We start from the raw sequence: 20,605 nt of genomic DNA, 5'->3' as shown, positions 1-20,605 counted from the left end.
GCGTGCACCTCAAGGCCCTTACCCTGCGTGGTTTCAAGTCGTTCGCCTCCGCCACCACCCTCCGGTTCGAACCGGGAATCACGTGCGTGGTGGGACCGAACGGGTCGGGCAAGTCCAATGTGGTGGACGCGCTCTCATGGGTCATGGGTGAACAGGGGGCCAAGTCGCTGCGCGGCGGCAAGATGGAGGACGTCATCTTCGCCGGGACGACCGGGCGGCCCCCGCTCGGCCGCGCCGAGGTCTCCCTCACGATCGACAACTCCGACGGCGCCCTCCCGATCGACTACGCCGAAGTCACCATCACGCGGATCATGTTCCGGGGCGGCAGCAGCGAGTACCAGATCAACGGCGACACCTGCCGGCTCCTGGACATCCAGGACCTCCTCAGCGACTCCGGCATCGGCCGCGAGATGCACGTCATCGTCGGACAGGGCCAGCTCGACTCCGTGCTCCACGCCGACCCGATGGGACGCCGGGCGTTCATCGAGGAGGCCGCCGGCGTCCTCAAGCACCGCAAGCGCAAGGAGAAGGCGCTGCGGAAGCTCGACGCGATGCAGGCCAACCTCGCCCGCGTCCAGGACCTCAACCAGGAGCTGCGCCGCCAGCTCAAGCCGCTCGGGCGGCAGGCCGCGGTGGCGCGGCGGGCCGCCGTCATCCAGGCCGACCTGCGCGACGCCCGGCTGCGGCTGCTCGCCGACGACCTCGTACGCCTCCAGGAGGCTCTGAGGACCGAGATCGCCGACGAGGCCGCGCTCAAGGAGCGCAAGGAGCGGGCCGAGGCCGACCTCAAGGCGGCGCTCGGGCGGGAGGCGGAGCTGGAGGACGAGGTGCGGCGCCTCGCGCCCCGGCTCCAGCGCGCCCAGCAGACCTGGTACGAGCTGTCGCAGCTGGCCGAGCGGGTGCGCGGCACCGTCTCGCTGGCCGACGCGCGGGTGAAGAGCGCCACCGCCCCGCCGGTGGAGGAGCGGCGCGGCCGCGACCCGGAGGACCTCGAGCGCGAGGCGGCCCGCATCCGCGAGCAGGAGGCGGAGCTGGAGGCCGCGCTGGAGGCCGCCCAGCGGGCGCTGGAGGACACGGTCGCCCACCGCGCCGAGCTGGAGCGGGACCTGGCGCTGGAGGAGCGCCGTCTGAAGGACGTGGCGCGGGCGATCGCCGACCGGCGCGAGGGGCTGGCCCGGCTGAGCGGACAGGTGGGCGCCGCCCGCTCCCGCGCCGCCGCCGCCCGCGCCGAGATCGACCGGCTCGCCGCCGCCCGCGACGAGGCCCGGGAACGGGCGGTCGCCGCACAGGAGGAGTACGAGGCGCTCAAGGCGGAGGTCGACGGGCTGGACGCCGGCGACGCGGAGCTCGCCGAGCTGCACGAGGAGGCCAAGCGGGAACTGGCCGGTGCCGAGGCCGCCCTGTCCGCCGCCCGCGACGAGGCCACCGCGGCGGAGCGGAGGCGGGCCGCCGTGGCCGCGCGCCACGAGGCGCTGGCCATGGGGCTGCGCCGCAAGGACGGGACCGGCGCGCTGCTCGGCGCCGCCGACCGCCTCGCCGGCCTGCTGGGCCCCGCCGCCGAACTGCTCGCGGTGACGCCCGGGTACGAGGTGCCGGTCGCCGCCGCGCTCGGCGCCGCCGCCGACGCGGTCGCGGTGCGGGACCCGGCGTCGGCCGCCGAGGCGATCCGGCGCCTGCGCAAGCAGGACGCGGGGCGGGCGGCCCTGCTGCTGGGCGGGGCGCCGGACGGGCTCCCGGACCGGCTCCCGGAAGGATCGGAGGGCCCGGCGGACCGGTCGGCGGGCCGGGCGCCGGACGCGCCGGCGGGCGGGTCACCGGTCCCGGCCGGGCAGGGGCACGGCGTACGGGAGGAGGGCCGTACGTACGCGGCCGACCTGGTGCGCGGGCCCGCGGAACTGATGCCCGCCGTACGCCGGCTGCTGCGCGACGTCGTGGTCGTCCCGACCCTGGAGGACGCCGAGGACCTGGTGTACGCCCGGCCCGGGCTGGTCGCCGTCACCGCCGAGGGCGACGTCCTCGGGGCGTACTTCGCCCAGGGCGGGTCCGCCGGGGCGCCCAGCCTCCTGGAGGTGCAGGCGTCGGTCGACGAGGCCGCGGCCGAGCTGGCCGGGCTGGCCGTGCGGTGCGAGGAGCTGGCCGCCGCGCAGACGGAGGCCACCGAGCGGCGCCGTGCCGCGGCCGCGCGCGTCGAGGAGCTGGCCGACCGCCGCCGGGCGGCCGACCGGGAGAAGTCGTCCGTCGCGCAGGCGCTCGGGCGGCTCGCCGGACAGGCGCGCGGCGCCACGGGCGAGGCGGAGCGGACCGCGGCGGCCGCCGCGCGTGCCCAGGAGGCGCTGGAGCGGGCCACCGAGGAGGCCGAGGAGCTGGCCGAGCGGCTCGCCGTCGCCGAGGAGGCGGCCTCCTCCGGGGACGGGGGCGACGAGGAGCCCGACACCTCGGTGCGGGACCGGCTCGCGGCCGACGGCGCCAACGCGCGGCAGACCGAGATGGAGGCCCGCCTCCAGGTCCGTACCCACGAGGAGCGGGTCAAGGGACTCGCCGGCCGCGCCGACGGCCTCGACCGGGCCGCCCGGGCCGAGCGGGAGGCACGCGCGCGTGCCGAGCAGCGCCGCGCCCGGCTGCGCCGGGAGGCGGAGGTCGCCGCTGCCGTGGCCTCCGGCGCCCGGCAGCTCCTGGCGCACGTCGAGGTGTCCCTGGTGCGGGCGGATGCCGAGCGGACCGCCGCCGAGACCGCGAAGGCGGCCCGCGAGCACGACCTGGCGGAGGCCCGCGCCCGGGGCAGGGAGCTGAAGGCCGAACTGGACAAGCTGACCGACTCCGTCCACCGGGGCGAGGTGCTGGGCGCCGAGAAGCGGCTGCGCATCGAGCAGCTGGAGACCCGGGCGCTGGAGGAGCTGGGCGTGGAGCCGGCGGTCCTGGTGGCGGAGTACGGGCCCGAGCAGCCGGTCCCGCCGTCGCTGCCCGCCGAGGGCGAGGAGCTGCCGGAGGACCCGGAGCACCCGCGCAACCAGCCGAGACGTTTCGTCCGCGCCGAACAGGAGAAACGCCTGAAGTCGGCCGAACGGGCGTACCAACAGCTCGGGAAGGTGAATCCGCTGGCGCTGGAGGAGTTCGCGGCGCTGGAGGAGCGCCACCAGTTCCTCTCCGAGCAGCTCGAGGACCTGAAGAAGACGCGGGCCGACCTGCTTCAGGTGGTGAAGGAGGTGGACGAACGCGTCGAGCAGGTCTTCACGGAGGCGTACCGCGACACGGCCCGGGAGTTCGAGGGAGTCTTCTCCCGGCTCTTCCCGGGTGGCGAGGGGCGGCTCGTCCTGACCGACCCCGACAACATGCTCACCACGGGTGTGGACGTCGAGGCCCGTCCGCCGGGCAAGAAGGTCAAGCGGCTCTCGCTGCTGTCCGGCGGGGAGCGGTCGCTGACGGCCGTCGCCATGCTGGTGTCGATCTTCAAGGCACGGCCGAGCCCGTTCTACGTGATGGACGAGGTCGAGGCCGCGCTGGACGACACCAACCTCCAGCGGCTGATCCGGATCATGCAGGAGCTCCAGGAGAGTTCCCAGCTGATCGTGATCACGCACCAGAAGCGGACGATGGAGGTCGCCGACGCGCTCTACGGCGTGTCCATGCAGGGTGACGGCGTCTCCAAGGTCATCAGTCAGCGCCTCCGCTGAGCAGGGCTGCCCTGAAGCCCAATCGCTTCAATACCTGAACGCAAGTCGACACGCCGTGCGCTCAGATTCACAGACGGAAGACTCTTGACTTCGAAACTTGAAGGCATAGTCTCTGCAACGTTGCTTTTACCTTCAAGTGGTGGGCGGCGTGAAGTTGTGCGCCACTGGAAGGGCTCGCCCCCCATGCCCGGCGACGGCGCCGGGTACCAGGAGTTCACGTGACCAGCACAGCGAAGCCGCCGGCGTCGGGGGCCCGAGAGGCCCATCCCGACCACCTCGGCCATGTCATCTTCATCACGGCCGCCGCCGCGATGGGCGGATTCCTCTTCGGCTACGACAGCTCCGTCATCAACGGCGCCGTCGAGGCCATCCGCGACCGGTACGACATCGGCTCCGGCACGCTCGCCCAGGTGATCGCCATCGCGCTGATCGGCTGCGCCATCGGTGCCGCGACCGCCGGCCGCATCGCCGACCGTATCGGCCGCATCCGCTGCATGCAGATCGCCGCCGTCCTCTTCACCGTCAGCGCCGTCGGCTCCGCGCTGCCGTTCGCCCTCTGGGACCTCGCCATGTGGCGCGTCGTCGGCGGCTTCGCCATCGGCATGGCCTCGGTGATCGGCCCCGCCTACATCGCCGAGGTGGCGCCCGCCGCCTACCGCGGCCGGCTCGGCTCCTTCCAGCAGGCCGCCATCGTCGTGGGCATCGCCGTCTCCCAGCTGGTGAACTGGGCCATCCTCAACATGGCCGACGGCGACCAGCGCGGCGAGATCGGTGGCCTCGAGGCCTGGCAGTGGATGCTCGGCGTCATGGTGATCCCGGCCGTCCTCTACGGTCTGCTCTCCTTCGCGATCCCCGAGTCCCCCCGCTTCCTCATCTCCGTCGGCCGCAAGGACAAGGCCAAGGAGGTCCTCTCCGAGGTCGAGGGCAAGGGCGTCGACCTGGACGCGCGCGTCGTGGAGATCGAGAACGCCATGCGCCGCGAGCACAAGTCGACCTTCCGCGACCTGCTCGGCAGCCGCTTCGGCTTCCTGCCGATCGTCTGGGTGGGCATCGGCCTGTCCGTCTTCCAGCAGCTCGTCGGCATCAACGTCGCGTTCTACTACTCCTCGACGCTCTGGCAGTCGGTCGGCATCAACCCGTCGAGCTCGTTCTTCTACTCGTTCACCACGTCGATCATCAACATCATCGGCACCGTGATCGCGATGATCCTGGTGGACCGGGTCGGCCGCCGGCCGCTCGCCCTCGTCGGCTCCGCCGGTATGGCGATCGCCCTCGCCTTCGAGGCCTGGGCCTTCTCCGCCGACCTCGTCGACGGCAAGCTCCCCGAGACCCAGGGTGTCGTCGCCCTGGTCGCCGCCCACCTCTTCGTGCTCTTCTTCGCCCTCTCCTGGGGCGTGGTGGTCTGGGTCTTCCTCGGCGAGATGTTCCCCAACCGGATCCGCGCCGCCGCCCTCGGCGTCGCCGCCTCCGCGCAGTGGATCGCCAACTGGGCCATCACCGCGAGTTTCCCGTCCCTGGCGGACTGGAACCTCTCCGGGACGTACATCATCTACACGGTCTTCGCCGTGCTCTCCATCCCCTTCGTGCTCAGGTACGTCAAGGAGACCAAGGGCAAGGCGTTGGAGGAGATGGGCTAATCCCCGCTGCCCCTCTCCTCTGTACGAGGACTGCCCCGGCTCAGCGCGTGAGCCGGGGCAGCTCCGTGTCCGCCCCCACCGCGCCGCCGCGGGACGACACACGCCGTGGGCGCCGATCCGCGGTGAGCGGCAGCGCACCGATGTTCGCCGCGGTCCAGTTGGGTAACAGCTCCCGGACGTGACCGATGCACTCGGCGCCGGGAACGGGCTCCGGACCGCGGCTCTCCACGGCGCCCCGAAGAGGTCCGAACAGGGGCCTCGGGTCCCGGTGCACGCTCCGAGACCGCTCGCCCGGGCGGTCGTGGCCGATACTGGACGGGTTATGGAAATCCTCATCCTTGCTGTAGTCATCGCTCTGGTCGCGGTCGGCGCGATCAGCGGCCTCGTGGTCAGCAGCCGCAAGAAGAAGCAGCTGCCGCCGCCCCAGGCGCCGCCGAGCACACCGACCATCACTGCTCCGCCCACCGAGCCGCACGTCGGCGAGGAGGCGGAGACACCGCGGGACGAACCGCGCCGCACCATCGAGGAGGTGGACCTCCCGACGGCCGAAGAGGCCCTGGAGGCCCCCGCCGCCGTCGAGGACCCGCTCGTCGCGGCCCCGCCCGCACCCGAGATCGAGATCCCGGAGCCGACCGCCGGCCGGCTGGTCCGGCTGCGCGCCCGGCTCGCCCGGTCGCAGAACAGCCTCGGCAAGGGGCTGCTGACCCTGCTGTCCCGGGAGCACCTCGACGAGGACACCTGGGAGGAGATCGAGGAGACCCTCCTCACCGCGGACGTCGGCGTCATGCCGACCCAGGAGCTGGTGGAGCGGCTGCGCGAGCGGGTGCGCGTCCTCGGCACCCGCACCCCGGAGGAGCTGCGCGGCCTGCTGCGCGAGGAGCTGCTGACCCTGGTCGGCACCGATCTGGACCGCACGGTCCACACCGAGAGCGACCTCGACACCCCGGGCATCGTCATGGTCGTCGGCGTCAACGGCACCGGCAAGACCACCACCACCGGCAAGCTGGCGCGCGTGCTGGTCGCCGACGGCAAGTCGGTCGTGCTCGGCGCGGCGGACACCTTCCGCGCGGCGGCCGCGGACCAGCTCCAGACCTGGGGCGAGCGGGTCGGCGCCCGTACCGTGCGCGGACCGGAGGCGGGCGACCCGGCGTCGGTCGCCTACGACGCGGTGAAGGAAGGTATCGCCGAGGGCGCCGACGTGGTCCTCATCGACACGGCGGGCCGGCTGCACACCAAGACCGGTCTGATGGACGAGCTGGGCAAGGTCAAGCGGGTCGTGGAGAAGCACGGCCCGCTGGACGAGATCCTCCTCGTCCTGGACGCCACGACCGGCCAGAACGGTCTCGTCCAGGCGCGGGTCTTCGCCGAGGTCGTCGACATCACCGGCATCGTGCTCACCAAGCTGGACGGCACCGCCAAGGGCGGCATCGTCGTGGCGGTCCAGCGCGAGCTGGGCGTCCCGGTGAAGCTGATCGGTCTGGGGGAGGGCCCGGACGACCTGGCGCCCTTCGAGCCGGAGGCCTTCGTCGACGCCCTGATCGGGGACTGACCCCGCGGCGTCCGGCACCGGAACACCGACCGGGGCGGCCCCTCCCGCGTGGAGGGGCCGCCCCGGTCGTGTCGTGTCCGGGCCGCCCGGCTCACATCCCCGACCGGTGGCAGATGTACGCCAGCGTGCCCAGCAGCAGCCGGGCCTGGGGCGGGGAGCCCGCGTCCAGGGACGGCGGGCGGAGCCAGCGGCACGGCCCCAGGCCCGCGTGGTCCGACGGGGGAGCGGTGATGTGGGCGCCCGGCCCCAGGCACCGCAGGTCCAGGTCGGCGTCGTCCCAGCCCATCCGGTACAGCAGCTGCGGCAGTTCGGCCGCCGCCCCGGGAGCCACGAAGAACTGCGCCCGGCCCGTCGGGGTGGCGCACACCGGGCCGAGCGGGATGCCCATCCGCTCCAGCCGGACCAGCGCCCGCCGGCCGGCCGTCTCCGCGACCTCCAGCACGTCGAAGGTGCGGCCCACCGGGAGCAGCAGGGCCGCCCCCGGGAACTGCGACCACACGCCGGCGACCGCGTCGAGCGTCGAGCCCGCCGGCACCTCGCCGGCGAAGTCCAGCGGGTGCGCGCCCGGTGCCGGGCACGCCGGGTCGCCGCAGGAGCAGCGGCCGGACGCGGCCCGGGCGCCGGGGACCACGTCCCAGCCCCACAGGCCGGTGTACTCCGCCACCACGGTGCACTCCGTGGCGCGGGCGCCGCGCCGCCGCGAACCGGACAGGATGCGGGTGCCGCCGATCGTGAAGCCCATGTCCCCTCCAACGGTGGAACTCGCCGGTGGTTACGACCCGGAGTGTGCCGGTGACGCTCCGTCGCCACCGCTGCTCCGATGGGTGGCGCGTGGTGGTGCGCCGGGTGGTGCGTCCCGTCGCGCACGCCTGGTCGCGCTCCGGTCCGCCGACTCCCGATCGTCGTAGTGTCAAGTGAATCGCGCCTGGCCGCGGGGGAGTTCATTCGAAGGGGTGGCGAATGGTGGCGTTTACGGCGACGGGCTCGCCGGACGGGTGATCGTAGGATTACTTTCGGTGCACGAACCCCGGGGGTAGTGCCTTCGTAGACGGGTATGCCGGAGGCAACCCGGTTCCTCGTTCGAAGGGGGCAACCTCCGGACGGGCGGCCGTGGACGACGGCATGCTGATACGGGTTCGGGCAAGAGCGATTCGGCGGATGGGGGCCTTCCTGTGGGCGGCAGTGGCGCAGACGGTACGAATGCCGGGAAGCGCCCGAACGAGCAGCTGAGCTCCTGGTTCGTGCGCAGCGGCTGGTCGAAGGGCGAGCTCGCGCGTCAGGTGAACCGACGGGCGCGCCAGATGGGCGCGCACCACGTCAGCACCGACACCTCGCGCGTACGGCGCTGGCTCGACGGCGAGCAGCCGCGCGAGCCCATCCCGAGGATCCTCTCCGAGCTGTTCTCCGAGCGCTTCGGCAGTGTCGTCGCCGTCGAGGACCTCGGCCTGCGCACCGCGCACCAGTCACCCTCGGTGTCCGGGGTGGACCTCCCCTGGGCGGGCCCCCAGACCGTCTCCCTGCTCAGCGACTTCTCCCGCAGCGACCTGATGCTGGCCAGGCGCGGGTTCCTCGGCACGTCGCTCGCCCTGGCCGCCGGACCCGCGCTCATCGAGCCGATGCAGCGCTGGCTCGTCCCCACCCCGGCCGCCGAGCCGGGCCGCGCGGAACCGGCCGCCGTGCGCCGCTCCACCCGCCTCTCCCGCGCGGAGCTGGACCTCCTGGAGTCCACCACCGTGATGTTCCGCCAGTGGGACGCCCAGTGCGGCGGCGGGCTGCGCCGCAAGGCGGTTGTCGGCCAACTTCACGAGGTCACCGACCTGCTCCAGGAGCCCCAGCCGGCCGCGACCGCGAAACGCCTGTTCAAGTGCGCCGCGGAACTGGCCGAGCTGGCCGGCTGGATGAGTTACGACGTGGGCCTCCAGCCCACCGCGCAGAAGTACTTCGTACTGGCCCTGCACGCCGCCAAGGAGGCCGGCGACAAGCCGCTGGGCTCGTACATCCTCTCCTCCATGAGCCGCCAGATGATCCACCTCGGCCGGCCCGACGACGCCCTGGAGCTGATCCACCTCGCCCAGTACGGCAGCCGCGACTGCGCGACCGCGCGCACGCAGGCCATGCTGTATGCGATGGAGGCCCGGGCGTACGCGAACATGGGCCAGCCCAGCAAGTGCAAGCGCGCCGTGCGCATGGCCGAGGACACCTTCGCCGACGTGGGCCTCGACGGCGAGCCCGAGCCCGACTGGATCGGCTTCTTCTCCGAGGCCGAGCTGAACGGGGAGAACGCCCACTCCTATCGCGACCTCGCCTACGTGGCCGGCCGCAGCCCCACCTACGCCTCGCTCGCCGAACCCGTGATGCGGCGGGCCGTGGAGCTGTTCTCCGACGACGCGGACCACCAGCGTTCGTACGCGCTCAACCTGGTCGGCATGGCCACCGTGCACCTGCTCAAGCGGGAGCCCGAGGAGGCCACCAAGCTGGCCGAGTCCGCCCTCGGCGTCGCCCGGAGGATCCGCTCCGAGCGGGTGAACACCCGGCTGCGCAAGACCGTCGACACCGCGGCCCGCGACTTCGGCGACGTCCCCGAGGTCGTCCGGCTCACCGACATCCTCACCGCCCAGCTTCCCGAGACCGCCGAAGCGGTCTGACCGGCCACGACACCAGACTCCGGCCGCGACAGTCACCCCGTACAGCCCGACTCGGCTCCCCCATTGCCAGGTCAACAGGGTGACCGTCGCGGCCGGTCCCTTCTCGTGCGCGACCGACGGCGCCGTTACATTCCCGTGACCCGGCGGTTCATGGTGACGTAACACACGGGCCCTCTTCGTCACTGCGGCGAAACATCGTGCGGCATCGACCGAAACCGCGCTGCGCGAATCTCTGGCTCATAACCGGCCACCCCTCAAGCCGCGCAAGCCCGGCTCAGCCCCGCACAGGCCGTACCGAGACGAGGAGACGCCGATGCCCCCAGGCATCACGACCCTTGCCGCAGACACACCCACGCTGTCTGCCGCCAACACCGGGTTCATGCTCATCTGTTCCGCCCTGGTGATGCTGATGACACCGGCCCTCGCCTTCTTCTACGGAGGCATGGTCCGCGTCAAGTCCACCCTCAACATGCTGATGATGAGCTTCATCAGCCTCGGGATCGTCACGATCCTCTGGGTGCTCTACGGCTTCAGCATCGCCTTCGGCACCGACTCGGGCTCCGTCGTCGGATGGTCGTCCGACTACGTCGGCCTCAGCGGTATCGGGATCACCGAACTGTGGGACGGCTACACCATCCCGGTGTACGTCTTCGCCGTCTTCCAGCTGATGTTCGCGATCATCACGCCCGCCCTGATCAGCGGCGCCCTCGCCGACCGCGTGAAGTTCACCGCCTGGGCGCTGTTCATCGCCCTGTGGGTCACCGTCGTCTACTTCCCCGTCGCCCACTGGGTGTGGGGCTCCGGCGGCTGGCTCTTCGAGATGGGCGTCATCGACTTCGCCGGCGGCACCGCCGTCCACATCAACGCCGGTGCGGCCGCCCTGGGCGTGATCCTGGTCATCGGCAAGCGCGTCGGCTTCAAGAAGGACCCGATGCGCCCGCACAGCCTCCCGCTGGTCATGCTCGGCGCGGGCCTGCTCTGGTTCGGCTGGTTCGGCTTCAACGCCGGCTCGTGGCTCGGCAACGACGACGGCGTCGGCGCGGTGATGTTCGTCAACACCCAGGTCGCCACCGCCGCCGCCATGCTCGCCTGGCTCGCCTACGAGAAGATCCGCCACGGCGCCTTCACCACCCTCGGTGCCGCGTCCGGCGCCGTCGCGGGCCTGGTCGCCATCACCCCGGCCGGCGGCTCCTGCTCCCCGCTCGGCGCGATCGCCATCGGCGCCATCGCCGGTCTGCTGTGCGCCATGGCCGTCGGCCTGAAGTACAAGTTCGGCTACGACGACTCCCTGGACGTCATCGGCGTCCACCTGGTCGGCGGTGTGGTCGGCTCCCTGCTGGTCGGCTTCTTCGCCACCGGCGGTGTCCAGTCCGACGCCAAGGGCCTCTTCTACGGCGGCGGCCTGGAGCAGCTCGGCAAGCAGGCCACCGGTGTCTTCGCGGTCCTCGCCTACTCCCTGGTCGTCTCCGCCCTGCTCGCCTTCGTCATCGACAAGGTGATGGGCATGCGGGTCAGCGAGGACGACGAGGTCCGGGGCATCGACCAGGTCGAGCACGCCGAGACGGCGTACGACTTCAGCGGCGCCGGCGGCGGTGCCGGGTCGCGCAAGGCGGTGCCGGCGGGGACGGAGACTGTGGCAGCAGGCCAGCAGCAGAACAAGAAGGTGGACGCATGAAGCTCATCACCGCGGTCGTCAAGCCGCACCGGCTCGACGAGATCAAGGAGGCCCTCCAGGCCTTCGGGGTCCAGGGCCTGACCGTCACCGAGGCCAGCGGCTACGGACGGCAGCGCGGCCACACCGAGGTCTACCGGGGCGCCGAGTACACCGTCGACCTCGTCCCGAAGATCCGCATCGAGGTGCTGGTCGAGGACGGTGACGCCGAACAGCTCATCGACGTGGTGGTGAAGGCGGCCCGGACCGGCAAGATCGGTGACGGGAAGGTGTGGAGCGTCCCCGTCGAGACCGCCGTACGCGTCCGCACCGGCGAGCGCGGACCCGACGCACTGTAAGGAGCCCACGGGTGACGAGTACCGAAGTGACCGGCGAAGACTCGGGACCCAGCGGCTACGCGGCGGCCCGGCTGCACCTCCTGCACCAGGAGGCGCAGCCCGGGCCGCCGCGCCGTGCCGCCCTCGCGCGGCTCACCGACACGTGGCTGGCGGCCCTGCACGCGTCGGCCGCCCCGCCCCGCGGCACCGCCCTCGTCGCCGTCGGCGGCTACGGGCGCGGCGAGCTGTCCCCGCGCAGCGACCTCGACCTGCTCCTCCTCCACGACGGAACCGTCGACTCCGCCGCCGTCGCGGCGCTCGCCGACCGCGTCTGGTACCCCGTCTGGGACCTGGGCCTCGCCCTGGACCACTCCGTACGCACCCCCGCGGAGGCCCGCAGGACCGCCGCCGACGACCTCAAGGTGCAGCTCGGCCTGCTGGACGCCCGCCACCTCGCCGGCGACCAGGCACTGGTCAGCGGGCTGCGCACGGCCGTCCTGGCCGACTGGCGCAACCAGGCCCCCAAGCGGCTCCCCGAGCTCGACGAGCTGTGCCGGGAGCGCGCCGAACGCCAGGGGGAGCTCCGGTTCCTCCTCGAACCCGACCTCAAGGAGGCACGCGGCGGGCTGCGGGACGCCACCGCGCTGCGGGCGGTCGCCGCCTCGTGGCTCGCCGACGCCCCGCGCGAGGGGCTCGCCGAGGCGCGCCGCACCCTGCTCGACACCCGCGACGCCCTCCACCTCGTCACCGGCCGGGCCACCGACCGCCTCGCCCTCCAGGAACAGGACCAGGTGGCCGAGGCCCTGGGCCTGCTCGACGCCGACGCCCTGCTCCGCCAGGTCTACGAGGCGGCCCGCACCATCTCGTACGCCGGTGACGTCACCTGGCGCGAGGTGAACCGCGTCCTGCGCGCCCGCTCCGTCCGCCCCCGGCTGCGCAAGATGCTGGGCGGCAAACCGCCCGTCGAGCGCACCCCGCTGGCCGAGGGCGTCGTCGAGATGGACGGCGAGGTCGTCCTCGCCCGCACCGCCCGCCCCGAACGCGACCCCGTGCTGCCGCTGCGGGCCGCCGCGGCCGCCGCCGAGTCCGCCCTGCCGCTCTCGCTGCACGCCGTGCGCCACCTGGCCGCCACCACCAGGCCGCTGCCCGAGCCGTGGCCCGCCGACGCCCGCGAGCAGCTCGTCACCCTGCTCGGCGCCGGCGAGCCGACCGTGCCCGTCTGGGAGGCGCTGGAGGCCGAGGGCCTCATCACCCGCCTCCTCCCCGACTGGGAGCGCGTCCGCTGCCGCCCGCAGCGCAACCCCGTCCACACCTGGACCGTCGACCGCCACCTGGTCGAGACCGCCGTACGGGCCTCCGCGCTCACCCGCCGCGTCGGCCGCCCCGACCTGCTGCTGGTCGCCGCCCTCCTGCACGACATCGGCAAGGGCTGGCCCGGCGACCACTCGGTGGCGGGGGAGACCATCGCCCGCGACGTCGCCGGCCGGATCGGCTTCGACAAGGCCGACGCGGGCGTCCTGGCCGCCCTCGTACGCCACCACCTCCTCCTCGTGGAGACCGCGACCCGCCGGGACCTGGACGACCCGGCCACCATCCGGTCCGTCGCGACCGCCGTCGGCTCACCCGCGACCCTGGAGCTCCTGCACGCCCTCACCGAGGCCGACGCCCTGGCCACCGGCCCCGCCGCCTGGTCCTCCTGGCGCGCCTCGCTCGTCGCCGACCTCGTCGATCGGGTCGCCGCCGTCCTCGCCGGCAACGCCCCGCCGGCCCCCGAGCCCGCCGCGCCCGGCGCCGAGGAGGAGCGCCTCGCGGTCGAGGCACTCCGCACCGGCGAACCGGTCCTCACCCTGCACGCCGAGCACCCCACGGAGAGCACCGAACCCGAACCGGTCGGCGTCGAGCTGCTCATCGCGCTGCCCGACCAGCCGGGGGTCCTCCCCGCGGTCGCCGGGGTGCTCGCCCTGCACCGGCTCACCGTCCGCTCGGCGGACCTGCGCGCCATCGACCTGCCGACCGAGCTCGGCCCCGCCGCCGTCCTCGTCCTGAACTGGCGCGTGGCGGCCGAGTACGGGTCCCTCCCGCAGGCCACCCGGCTCCGCGCCGACCTGGTCCGCGCCCTCGACGGCTCCCTGGACATCACCGCCCGGCTCGCCGAGCGCGAGGCCGCCTACCCGCGCCGCCGGCGCGGCACGCCCCCGCCGCCGCGCGTCACGGTCGCGGCGGCCGGCTCCTCCCTGGCCACGGTCATCGAGGTCCGCGCCCACGACGCGCCCGGCCTGCTCCACCGCATCGGCCACGCCCTGGAAACGGCCGCCGTCCGCGTCCGCAGCGCCCACGTCTCCACACTCGGCGCCAACGCGGTGGACGCCTTCTACGTCACCGACGCCAAGGGCGCACCGCTCCCGGCGGGGGAGGCCGCCGGGGTGGCCCGGGCCCTGGAGGACGACCTCCGCAACCGGTAGGTGCAAAGCCGCTTCCGGGCGGGGCTGATGCTCCACCGCGTGAGGCGGATACCCTGGGGACGACCTGTCCGCCTTCCCCCTGGTTCCCGGCACCGTCCGGACGGGGGGGATCCCCACGACACCCGAGGATCCGCGACCACCGTGTTCGATACCCTCTCCGACCGCCTTGCAGCGACATTCAAGAACCTCCGGGGCAAGGGGCGCCTGTCCGAGGCGGACATCGACGCCACCGCCCGCGAGATCCGTATCGCACTGCTGGAAGCCGACGTGGCGCTGCCCGTCGTGCGGGCCTTCATCAAGCAGGTCAAGGAGCGGGCGCTCGGAGCCGAGGTCTCCCAGGCCCTGAACCCCGCCCAGCAGGTCATCAAGATCGTCAACGAGGAGCTGATCGGCATCCTCGGCGGCGAGACCCGCCGTCTGCGGTTCGCCAAGACCGCGCCGACCGTGATCATGCTCGCCGGTCTCCAGGGTGCCGGTAAGACGACCCTCGCCGGAAAGCTCGGCCTGTGGCTGAAGGGGCAGGGCCACTCCCCGCTGCTCGTCGCCTGCGACCTCCAGCGCCCCAACGCCGTCAACCAGCTCTCGGTCGTCGCCGACCGCGCCGGCGTCGGCGTCTACGCGCCCGAGCCGGGCAACGGCGTCGGGGACCCGGTCCAGGTCGCCAAGGACTCCATCGAGTACGCGCGCACCAAGCAGTACGACATCGTCATCGTCGACACCGCCGGCCGCCTGGGCATCGACCAGGAGCTGATGCAGCAGGCCGCGGACATCCGCGACGCCGTCAGCCCCGACGAGGTCCTGTTCGTCGTCGACGCCATGATCGGTCAGGACGCGGTCAACACCGCCGAGGCCTTCCGGGACGGCGTCGGCTTCGACGGCGTCGTGCTGTCCAAGCTCGACGGTGACGCCCGTGGTGGTGCCGCCCTGTCGATCGCGCACGTCACCGGCCGCCAGATCATGTTCGCCTCCAACGGCGAGAAGCTGGACGACTTCGACGCGTTCCACCCGGACCGCATGGCGTCCCGCATCCTCGGCATGGGCGACATGCTCTCGCTGATCGAGAAGGCCGAGCAGACCTTCAGCCAGGAAGAGGCCGCCAAGATGGCCTCCAAGCTGGCGAGCAGCAAGGGCAAGGACTTCACCCTCGACGACTTCCTGGCCCAGATGGAGCAGGTCAGGAAGATGGGCTCCATCTCCAAGCTGCTCGGCATGCTGCCGGGCATGGCGCAGATGAAGGAGCAGATCAACAACATCGACGAGCGTGACGTGGACCGTACGGCCGCGATCATCAAGTCGATGACGCCGGGCGAGCGCCAGGACCCGACGATCATCAACGGCTCCCGCCGGGCGCGTATCGCCCGCGGTTCCGGTGTCGAGGTCAGCGCGGTCAAGTCGCTGGTCGAGCGGTTCTTCGAGGCCCGCAAGATGATGTCCCGCATGGCCCAGGGCGGCGGCATGCCGGGCATGCCGGGGATCCCCGGCATGGGCGGCGGCCCGGGCCGGCAGAAGAAGCAGCAGAAGCAGGCCAAGGGCAAGCGCAAGAGCGGCAACCCGATGAAGCGGAAGGCCGAGGAGCAGGCCGCGGCCGCCCGCCGCGAGCAGGCCCAGCAGGGCGGCGCCTTCGGGCTCCCGGCCGGGCAGCCGGGCCAGGACTTCGAGCTCCCGGACGAGTTCAAGAAGTTCATGGGCTGATCAGCGGTCATGTCGTGAGGGGCGTCCACCGGTCGGTGGGCGCCCTTTCGCGTGTACCGGTTTCACCGCCCGCCACCGGACGTGTCCGTCATGCCGTGTACGTCCGGCTCTCGCATCATGGGCGCGTGGCCAATTCCGTACCTCCGCGCGACCGCACCGACCAACCCTGGCGCTCCGAGGGCGCACCGCCCCCGACCCCGCCGCGCCGCAGGACGCCCGGCTGGGTCTGGCTGCTCCTCGCCGCGCTGGCCGTCTTCGGCATCACCAATCTGGCCCTCTCCTTCTTCGGCGAGGGAGACGAGCGGAACCTCTCGTACACCGAGTTCAGCCGGCAGGTCTCGGACGGGAACGTCGCCAGGATCTATTCCAAGGGCGACGCCATCGAGGGCGAGCTCAAGGACAACAAGGAACGCTTCACCACGCAGCGGCCCGCCTTCGCCGACGACGACCTGTGGGCCCAGCTGACGAAGCAGAAGGTCACCGTGACCGCCGAGCCGGTCGTCGAGAAGCCGAGCGTCCTCGCCAACCTGCTGTACTCGCTGGCGCCGATCCTGCTGCTCGTCGTGCTGTGGGTCGTCGTCGCCCGGCGCATGAGGGGCGGTGGCGGCTTCGGGGCCGGCGGCATGCTCGGCCGCAAGGCCCCGCCCAAACCGGTCGAACTGGAGGTGGGCCGCCGCACCACCTTCGCCGACGTCGCCGGCATCGACGAGGTGGAGGGCGAACTCAACGACGTTGTCGACTTCCTGCGGAACCCGCAGGCGTACCGCAGGATGGGCGCCAAGATGCCGCGCGGCGTGCTGCTGGCCGGGCCCCCCGGCACCGGCAAGACGCTGCTCGCCCGGGCGGTGGCGGGCGAGGCGGGCGTACCGTTCTTCTCCGCCTCGGCCTCCGAGTTCATCGAGATGATCGTGGGCGTGGGTGCCTCCCGGGTACGGGAACTGTTCAACGAGGCGCGCAAGGTCGCCCCGGCGATCATCTTCATCGACGAGATCGACACCATCGGCCGCGCCCGGGGCGGCGGCGCCGCGGTGGGCGGGCACGACGAGCGCGAACAGACGCTGAACCAGATCCTCACCGAGATGGACGGCTTCTCCGGCTCCGAGGGCGTCATCGTCATCGCGGCCACCAACCGCGCGGACGTCCTGGACCCGGCGCTGACCCGGCCCGGCCGCTTCGACCGGATCGTCCACGTCAGCCCGCCCGACCGGGGCGGCCGCGAGGCCATCCTGCGCATCCACACCCGCGACATCCCGCTCGCCGGCGACGTGGACCTCACCCAGGTCGCCCGCACCACACCGGGCATGACCGGCGCCGAGCTGGCCAACCTCGCCAACGAGGCCGCCCTCCTCGCGGTCAAGCGGGCGCAGCACCAGGTCACCCGTTCGGACTTCTCCGACGCGCTGGAGAAGGTCCAGCTCGGCGCCGAACGCGCCCTGGTCATGCCCCTGGAGGAGCGGCGCCGCACCGCCTACCACGAGAGCGGCCACGCGCTGCTCGGCATGCTCCAGCCCGGTGCCGACCCGGTCCGCAAGATCACCATCGTCCCCCGCGGGCGGGCCCTCGGCGTCACCCTCTCCACGCCGGACGCCGACAAGTACGCGTACACGGAGGAGTACCTGCGCGGCCGGATCATCGGGGCGCTCGGCGGCATGGCGGCCGAGCACGTCGTCTTCGGCGTCATCACCACCGGCTCGGAGAGCGACCTGGAGCAGGTCACCAACATCGCGCGCGGCATGGCGGGCCGCTGGGGCATGAGCGAGCGGGTGGGCCGGCTCAGCGCCATCCCCGGCGACGCCCAGCAGGCGTACGGCCTGTCGGCGGCGCCCGCGACGCTGGACGCGGTCGCCCACGAGATGCGCCGCATCGTGGACGAGTGCTACGAGAGCGCCTGCCGGCAACTGGAGGAGCACCGCCCCAGGCTGGACGCCCTGGCGGCGGCGCTCCTGGAGAACGAGACGCTGGAGGAGGAGGCGGCCTACCGGGCCGCCGGGATCACCCGTCTCGCCAAGGAGTGAACGGCCGTGGCCGTCACGGCGTCCTGGCGACCAGGTAGCGGAACACGTTGGGCATCCACACCGTGCCGTCGTGGCGCACGTGCGGGTGCAGGGCCTCGGCGACCTCCTTCTCCACCGTCGCCTGGTCCGAGGCGGCCACCGCCGGGTCGAACAGGCCGGTCGAGAACAGCCCGCGCACGGCGCTGTCCATGTCCGCGTACCCGAACGGGCAGGCCACCCGGCCGGAGCCGTCCGGCCTCAGCCCGGCCCGCGCGGCGACCTCCTCCAGGTCGTCGCGGAGGGCGGGTCGCCAGGTCGCGCCCGTGCGCAGCCGTTCGGTCAGCCTGCCCGCCACGCGGAGCACCGCCGAGGTGGCGCACCGCTCGGGCGGGCCCCAGCCGGCCAGCACCACCGCGCTGCCCCGCTCCGCCAGCCGCACGGCCGCCGCGAGGGCGGGCGCCAGCCCGTCGGAGTCACCCTCGGTGCAGCCGATCGGCTGGAAGGCCGTGATGAGGTTGTACGCCGGACGGGTGGGGTCCGCGGCCTCGGCGGGCCCGCCGTACAGCAGCTTCGTCTCGCCGCACCGGGGGTGGTCCTGCCCGCCCGACTCGGGGAGCAGCCGCTTGCGGGCCAGGTCCACGCGCGCGTGGTCCGTGTCGACGCCCGTGACCTGCGCGCCGCGCGCGGCGGCCATCAGCAGGGCGAGGCCGGAGCCGCATCCGAGACCGAGCAGCCGCGTACCGGTACCTACCTCCAGATGCTCGTAGACCGCTTCGTAGAGCGGAACCAGCATCCGTTCCTGGATCTCCGCCCAGTCGCGGGCACGGCCGGGCGCATCCGATGCCGGAGGGGCCGAGGCCGGGTGGGGGTGGTGCTGGACGAGCATAGGTGTCATCGAAAGCGCCCCAATCCGCCGAGAGTCCTTCTGTGCGTCTGTGCCCTGATTGACAGCCCCCGTGTGCGTGCGCTCGCACTCCCCGTAGCCAGGGAACTCCGCATCCGCCCCCAAGTCCAGGGGTCGGGGCGCAATGCTTGCGTGCCCCGGTCGTGCGCCCCCGAGAGCGGCGCGAACCACCTCCCATAGTGGAGTCGGTCGGTGATTCCCGCCATGCCAGAAGGCGGGCCGGATGGTCGCCACCCCTCCTGGCCTGCGCTTGACCGGCCGAGCCGGTGCGAGCACCGGGGCGGTGCCGCGCTCCGGGCGCCGTCCCGGTACTGTCGGCTGCGGCACCGGCGGGCCCCGCGCTCCGCGCGCCCCCGTGCCCGGGCCGGCGACCGGCGCACAGGCACCGCCGCGCGCCGGGGCGTACGCGCCGCTACGTACCACCTTGTCGGCAGCTGAGCGGCTTCTCCGCAGATCAGCGCACTGGCCCTCGTCACGGCGCATCAGGGGCAACTGACTGGTACGTGCAAATTATTTGGGATGCCCCGGAATGGAACCCGGGGGCACTCCGGCTCGTTGTCACGACGTGAGCACGACACCACCTGTTCTCGCCGCAGAGCTGGCACAGGCGTGGGCCGACATTCAGCGGCACCACCCCGAGCTGCCCGATCTTGCCGCGCCCGAATCCCTGATCGGAGAGTCGTCGTCCGCGTGTGGCGCCGAGCTCTCCTTCGAACGACTGCTCCACGAGGCAGTCCACGGCATCGCCGCCGCGCGGGGCGTCCGGGACACCTCGCGTGCCGGTCGCTACCACAACCGCAGATTCCTGGCGATCGCCGAGGAGATGGGCCTGGACCACTCCGAGGAGCCGCATCCCAGCAGCGGTTTCTCCCTGGTCACGCTCAGCCCCGAGGCCAAGCGCCGCTACCGACCGACCATCGAGCGGCTGCAGCGCGCCCTCAAGGCGCACACGGTCGCCACGGCCGCCGACACCAAGCGCTCCTTCCGCGGGCCGGCCGCCCGGCACGGCTCCTCCGGCGGCGGCGTGCGGGTCAAGGCCGTGTGCGACTGCGGTCGCAACGTCCGCGTCGTGCCCTCGGTCCTCGCGCAGGCGCCCATCGTGTGCGGCGGCTGCGGGAAGCCCTTCCGGATTCCGGAAGCCGTGGGCGCGGCGAGCTGACCCCGCGTGATGTGGCACAATGGTCAGCTGTACTCGACAGTCGAACAGGACCCCTCTCTCCTCCGGCTGACGCGTCCATCGGGCACTCGAGTACCGCAACCCCACGCGGCATCCCGTTGTGCCCAACCACGTCAAGACCAGGAGACACCACACCCGTGGCAGTCAAGATCAAGCTGAAGCGTCTGGGCAAGATCCGTTCGCCTCACTACCGCATCGTCGTCGCCGACTCCCGTACCCGCCGTGACGGCCGGGCCATCGAGGAGATCGGCCTGTACCACCCGGTGCAGAACCCGTCGCGCATCGAGGTCGACTCGGAGCGTGCGCAGTACTGGCTGTCCGTCGGCGCCCAGCCGACCGAGCCGGTCCTCGCGATCCTGAAGCTCACCGGCGACTGGCAGAAGGTGAAGGGCCTCCCGGCCCCCGAGAAGCCGCTGCTCGCCCCGGCGACCAAGGAAGACAAGCGCGCCTCCTTCGACGCCTTCGCCAAGGCGCTCGAGGGCGACGACGCGAAGGGTGAGGCCATCACCCCGAAGGCGAAGAAGGCCGACAAGAAGGCGGACGAGGCCGAGGCCGCGTCCACCGAGTCGACCGAGGCCTGAGCATGCTCGAGGAGGCTCTCGAGCACCTCGTGAAGGGCATCGTCGACAACCCCGACGACGTGCAGGTCGCCTCGCGCAACCTGCGCCGGGGGCGCGTGCTGGAGGTCCGGGTCCACCCCGACGACCTCGGCAAGGTGATCGGTCGCAACGGCCGCACCGCTCGCGCCCTGCGCACCGTCGTGGGCGCCATCGGCGGCCGTGGCATCCGTGTCGACCTCGTCGACGCGGACCAGGTCCGCTGATCAAGTTGGCAGTTTTTGCGTGAAAGCGCCGGCGCGGGCCGGGGAGGGCTTCGGGCCCGCCC

At 72.7% G+C, this 20,605-nt stretch carries 14 protein-coding genes; 12 read left to right on the top strand and 2 right to left on the bottom strand.

Features of this window, described 5'->3' with window-relative positions:
• Positions 1-2: 2 nt before the first annotated feature.
• The 3 genes from A4V12_RS17645 (at position 3) to ftsY (ending at position 6,857) form a co-directional block, all read left to right on the top strand.
• Positions 3-3,671 carry an AAA family ATPase gene (locus tag A4V12_RS17645; RefSeq protein WP_064070316.1) on the top strand — a complete coding sequence of 1,223 codons (3,669 nt, stop codon included), beginning with the start codon at positions 3-5 and terminating at the stop codon, positions 3,669-3,671.
• Between the two features lie 218 nt (positions 3,672-3,889).
• On the top strand, positions 3,890-5,308 hold the full coding sequence (locus A4V12_RS17640; RefSeq protein ID WP_064070315.1) for a sugar porter family MFS transporter: 1,419 nt from the start codon (positions 3,890-3,892) through the stop codon (positions 5,306-5,308).
• A 322-nt stretch (positions 5,309-5,630) separates the two neighbouring features.
• Positions 5,631-6,857: a signal recognition particle-docking protein FtsY gene (ftsY, locus tag A4V12_RS17630; RefSeq protein ID WP_064070313.1), complete on the top strand. Its 1,227-nt coding sequence runs from the start codon at positions 5,631-5,633 to the stop codon at positions 6,855-6,857.
• A gap of 91 nt (positions 6,858-6,948) precedes the next feature.
• Here the strand turns inward: ftsY and A4V12_RS17625 are convergent, their stop codons facing one another.
• Positions 6,949-7,599 (bottom strand): bifunctional DNA primase/polymerase, encoded by a 651-nt coding sequence (locus tag A4V12_RS17625; RefSeq protein WP_064070312.1) that lies wholly within the window; start codon positions 7,597-7,599, stop codon positions 6,949-6,951.
• Positions 7,600-8,029: 430 nt separating this feature from the next.
• On the opposite strand from A4V12_RS17625, the gene nsdA reads away from it, so the two are divergent.
• The 6 genes from nsdA (at position 8,030) to ftsH (ending at position 17,660) form a co-directional block, all read left to right on the top strand.
• Complete coding sequence (gene nsdA, locus A4V12_RS17620) at positions 8,030-9,502, top strand: transcriptional repressor NsdA (RefSeq protein WP_064070311.1); 1,473 nt, start codon at positions 8,030-8,032, stop codon at positions 9,500-9,502.
• A gap of 313 nt (positions 9,503-9,815) precedes the next feature.
• Positions 9,816-11,177: an ammonium transporter gene (locus A4V12_RS17615; RefSeq protein ID WP_064070310.1), complete on the top strand. Its 1,362-nt coding sequence runs from the start codon at positions 9,816-9,818 to the stop codon at positions 11,175-11,177.
• Complete coding sequence (locus A4V12_RS17610; RefSeq protein ID WP_064070309.1) at positions 11,174-11,512, top strand: P-II family nitrogen regulator; 339 nt, start codon at positions 11,174-11,176, stop codon at positions 11,510-11,512. Before A4V12_RS17615 ends, A4V12_RS17610 begins: the two co-directional genes overlap by 4 nt.
• Positions 11,513-11,523: 11 nt before the next feature.
• Positions 11,524-13,953: a [protein-PII] uridylyltransferase gene (locus A4V12_RS17605; protein ID WP_064070308.1), complete on the top strand. Its 2,430-nt coding sequence runs from the start codon at positions 11,524-11,526 to the stop codon at positions 13,951-13,953.
• 141 nt (positions 13,954-14,094) lie between these two features.
• Positions 14,095-15,645, top strand: coding sequence for a signal recognition particle protein (ffh, locus tag A4V12_RS17600; RefSeq protein WP_064070307.1), 1,551 nt, complete (start codon positions 14,095-14,097; stop codon positions 15,643-15,645).
• A 125-nt stretch (positions 15,646-15,770) separates the two neighbouring features.
• Positions 15,771-17,660, top strand: coding sequence for an ATP-dependent zinc metalloprotease FtsH (gene ftsH, locus A4V12_RS17595; protein WP_064070381.1), 1,890 nt, complete (start codon positions 15,771-15,773; stop codon positions 17,658-17,660).
• Between the two features lie 13 nt (positions 17,661-17,673).
• Here ftsH and A4V12_RS17590 read toward each other — a convergent pair whose 3' ends face one another.
• Positions 17,674-18,534 carry a methyltransferase domain-containing protein gene (locus A4V12_RS17590; protein ID WP_199831310.1) on the bottom strand — a complete coding sequence of 287 codons (861 nt, stop codon included), beginning with the start codon at positions 18,532-18,534 and terminating at the stop codon, positions 17,674-17,676.
• A gap of 574 nt (positions 18,535-19,108) precedes the next feature.
• Here A4V12_RS17590 and A4V12_RS17585 point away from each other — a divergent pair.
• The 3 genes from A4V12_RS17585 to A4V12_RS17575 all read left to right on the top strand — a co-directional run bounded on the left by A4V12_RS17585 (position 19,109) and on the right by A4V12_RS17575 (position 20,543).
• The gene (locus A4V12_RS17585) at positions 19,109-19,702 is read left to right on the top strand and encodes a hypothetical protein (protein ID WP_198944041.1); all 594 of its coding nucleotides are present in this window, start codon (positions 19,109-19,111) and stop codon (positions 19,700-19,702) included.
• A 155-nt stretch (positions 19,703-19,857) separates the two neighbouring features.
• On the top strand, positions 19,858-20,301 hold the full coding sequence (gene rpsP, locus A4V12_RS17580; RefSeq protein WP_064070305.1) for a 30S ribosomal protein S16: 444 nt from the start codon (positions 19,858-19,860) through the stop codon (positions 20,299-20,301).
• A gap of 2 nt (positions 20,302-20,303) precedes the next feature.
• The gene (locus tag A4V12_RS17575; protein WP_064070304.1) at positions 20,304-20,543 is read left to right on the top strand and encodes an RNA-binding protein; all 240 of its coding nucleotides are present in this window, start codon (positions 20,304-20,306) and stop codon (positions 20,541-20,543) included.
• Positions 20,544-20,605 lie beyond the last annotated feature (62 nt).

Source organism: Streptomyces noursei, assembly GCF_001646665.1.
GTDB lineage: Bacteria > Actinomycetota > Actinomycetes > Streptomycetales > Streptomycetaceae > Streptomyces > Streptomyces lavendulocolor.
This window is presented reverse-complemented; position numbering and strand designations above follow the sequence as displayed.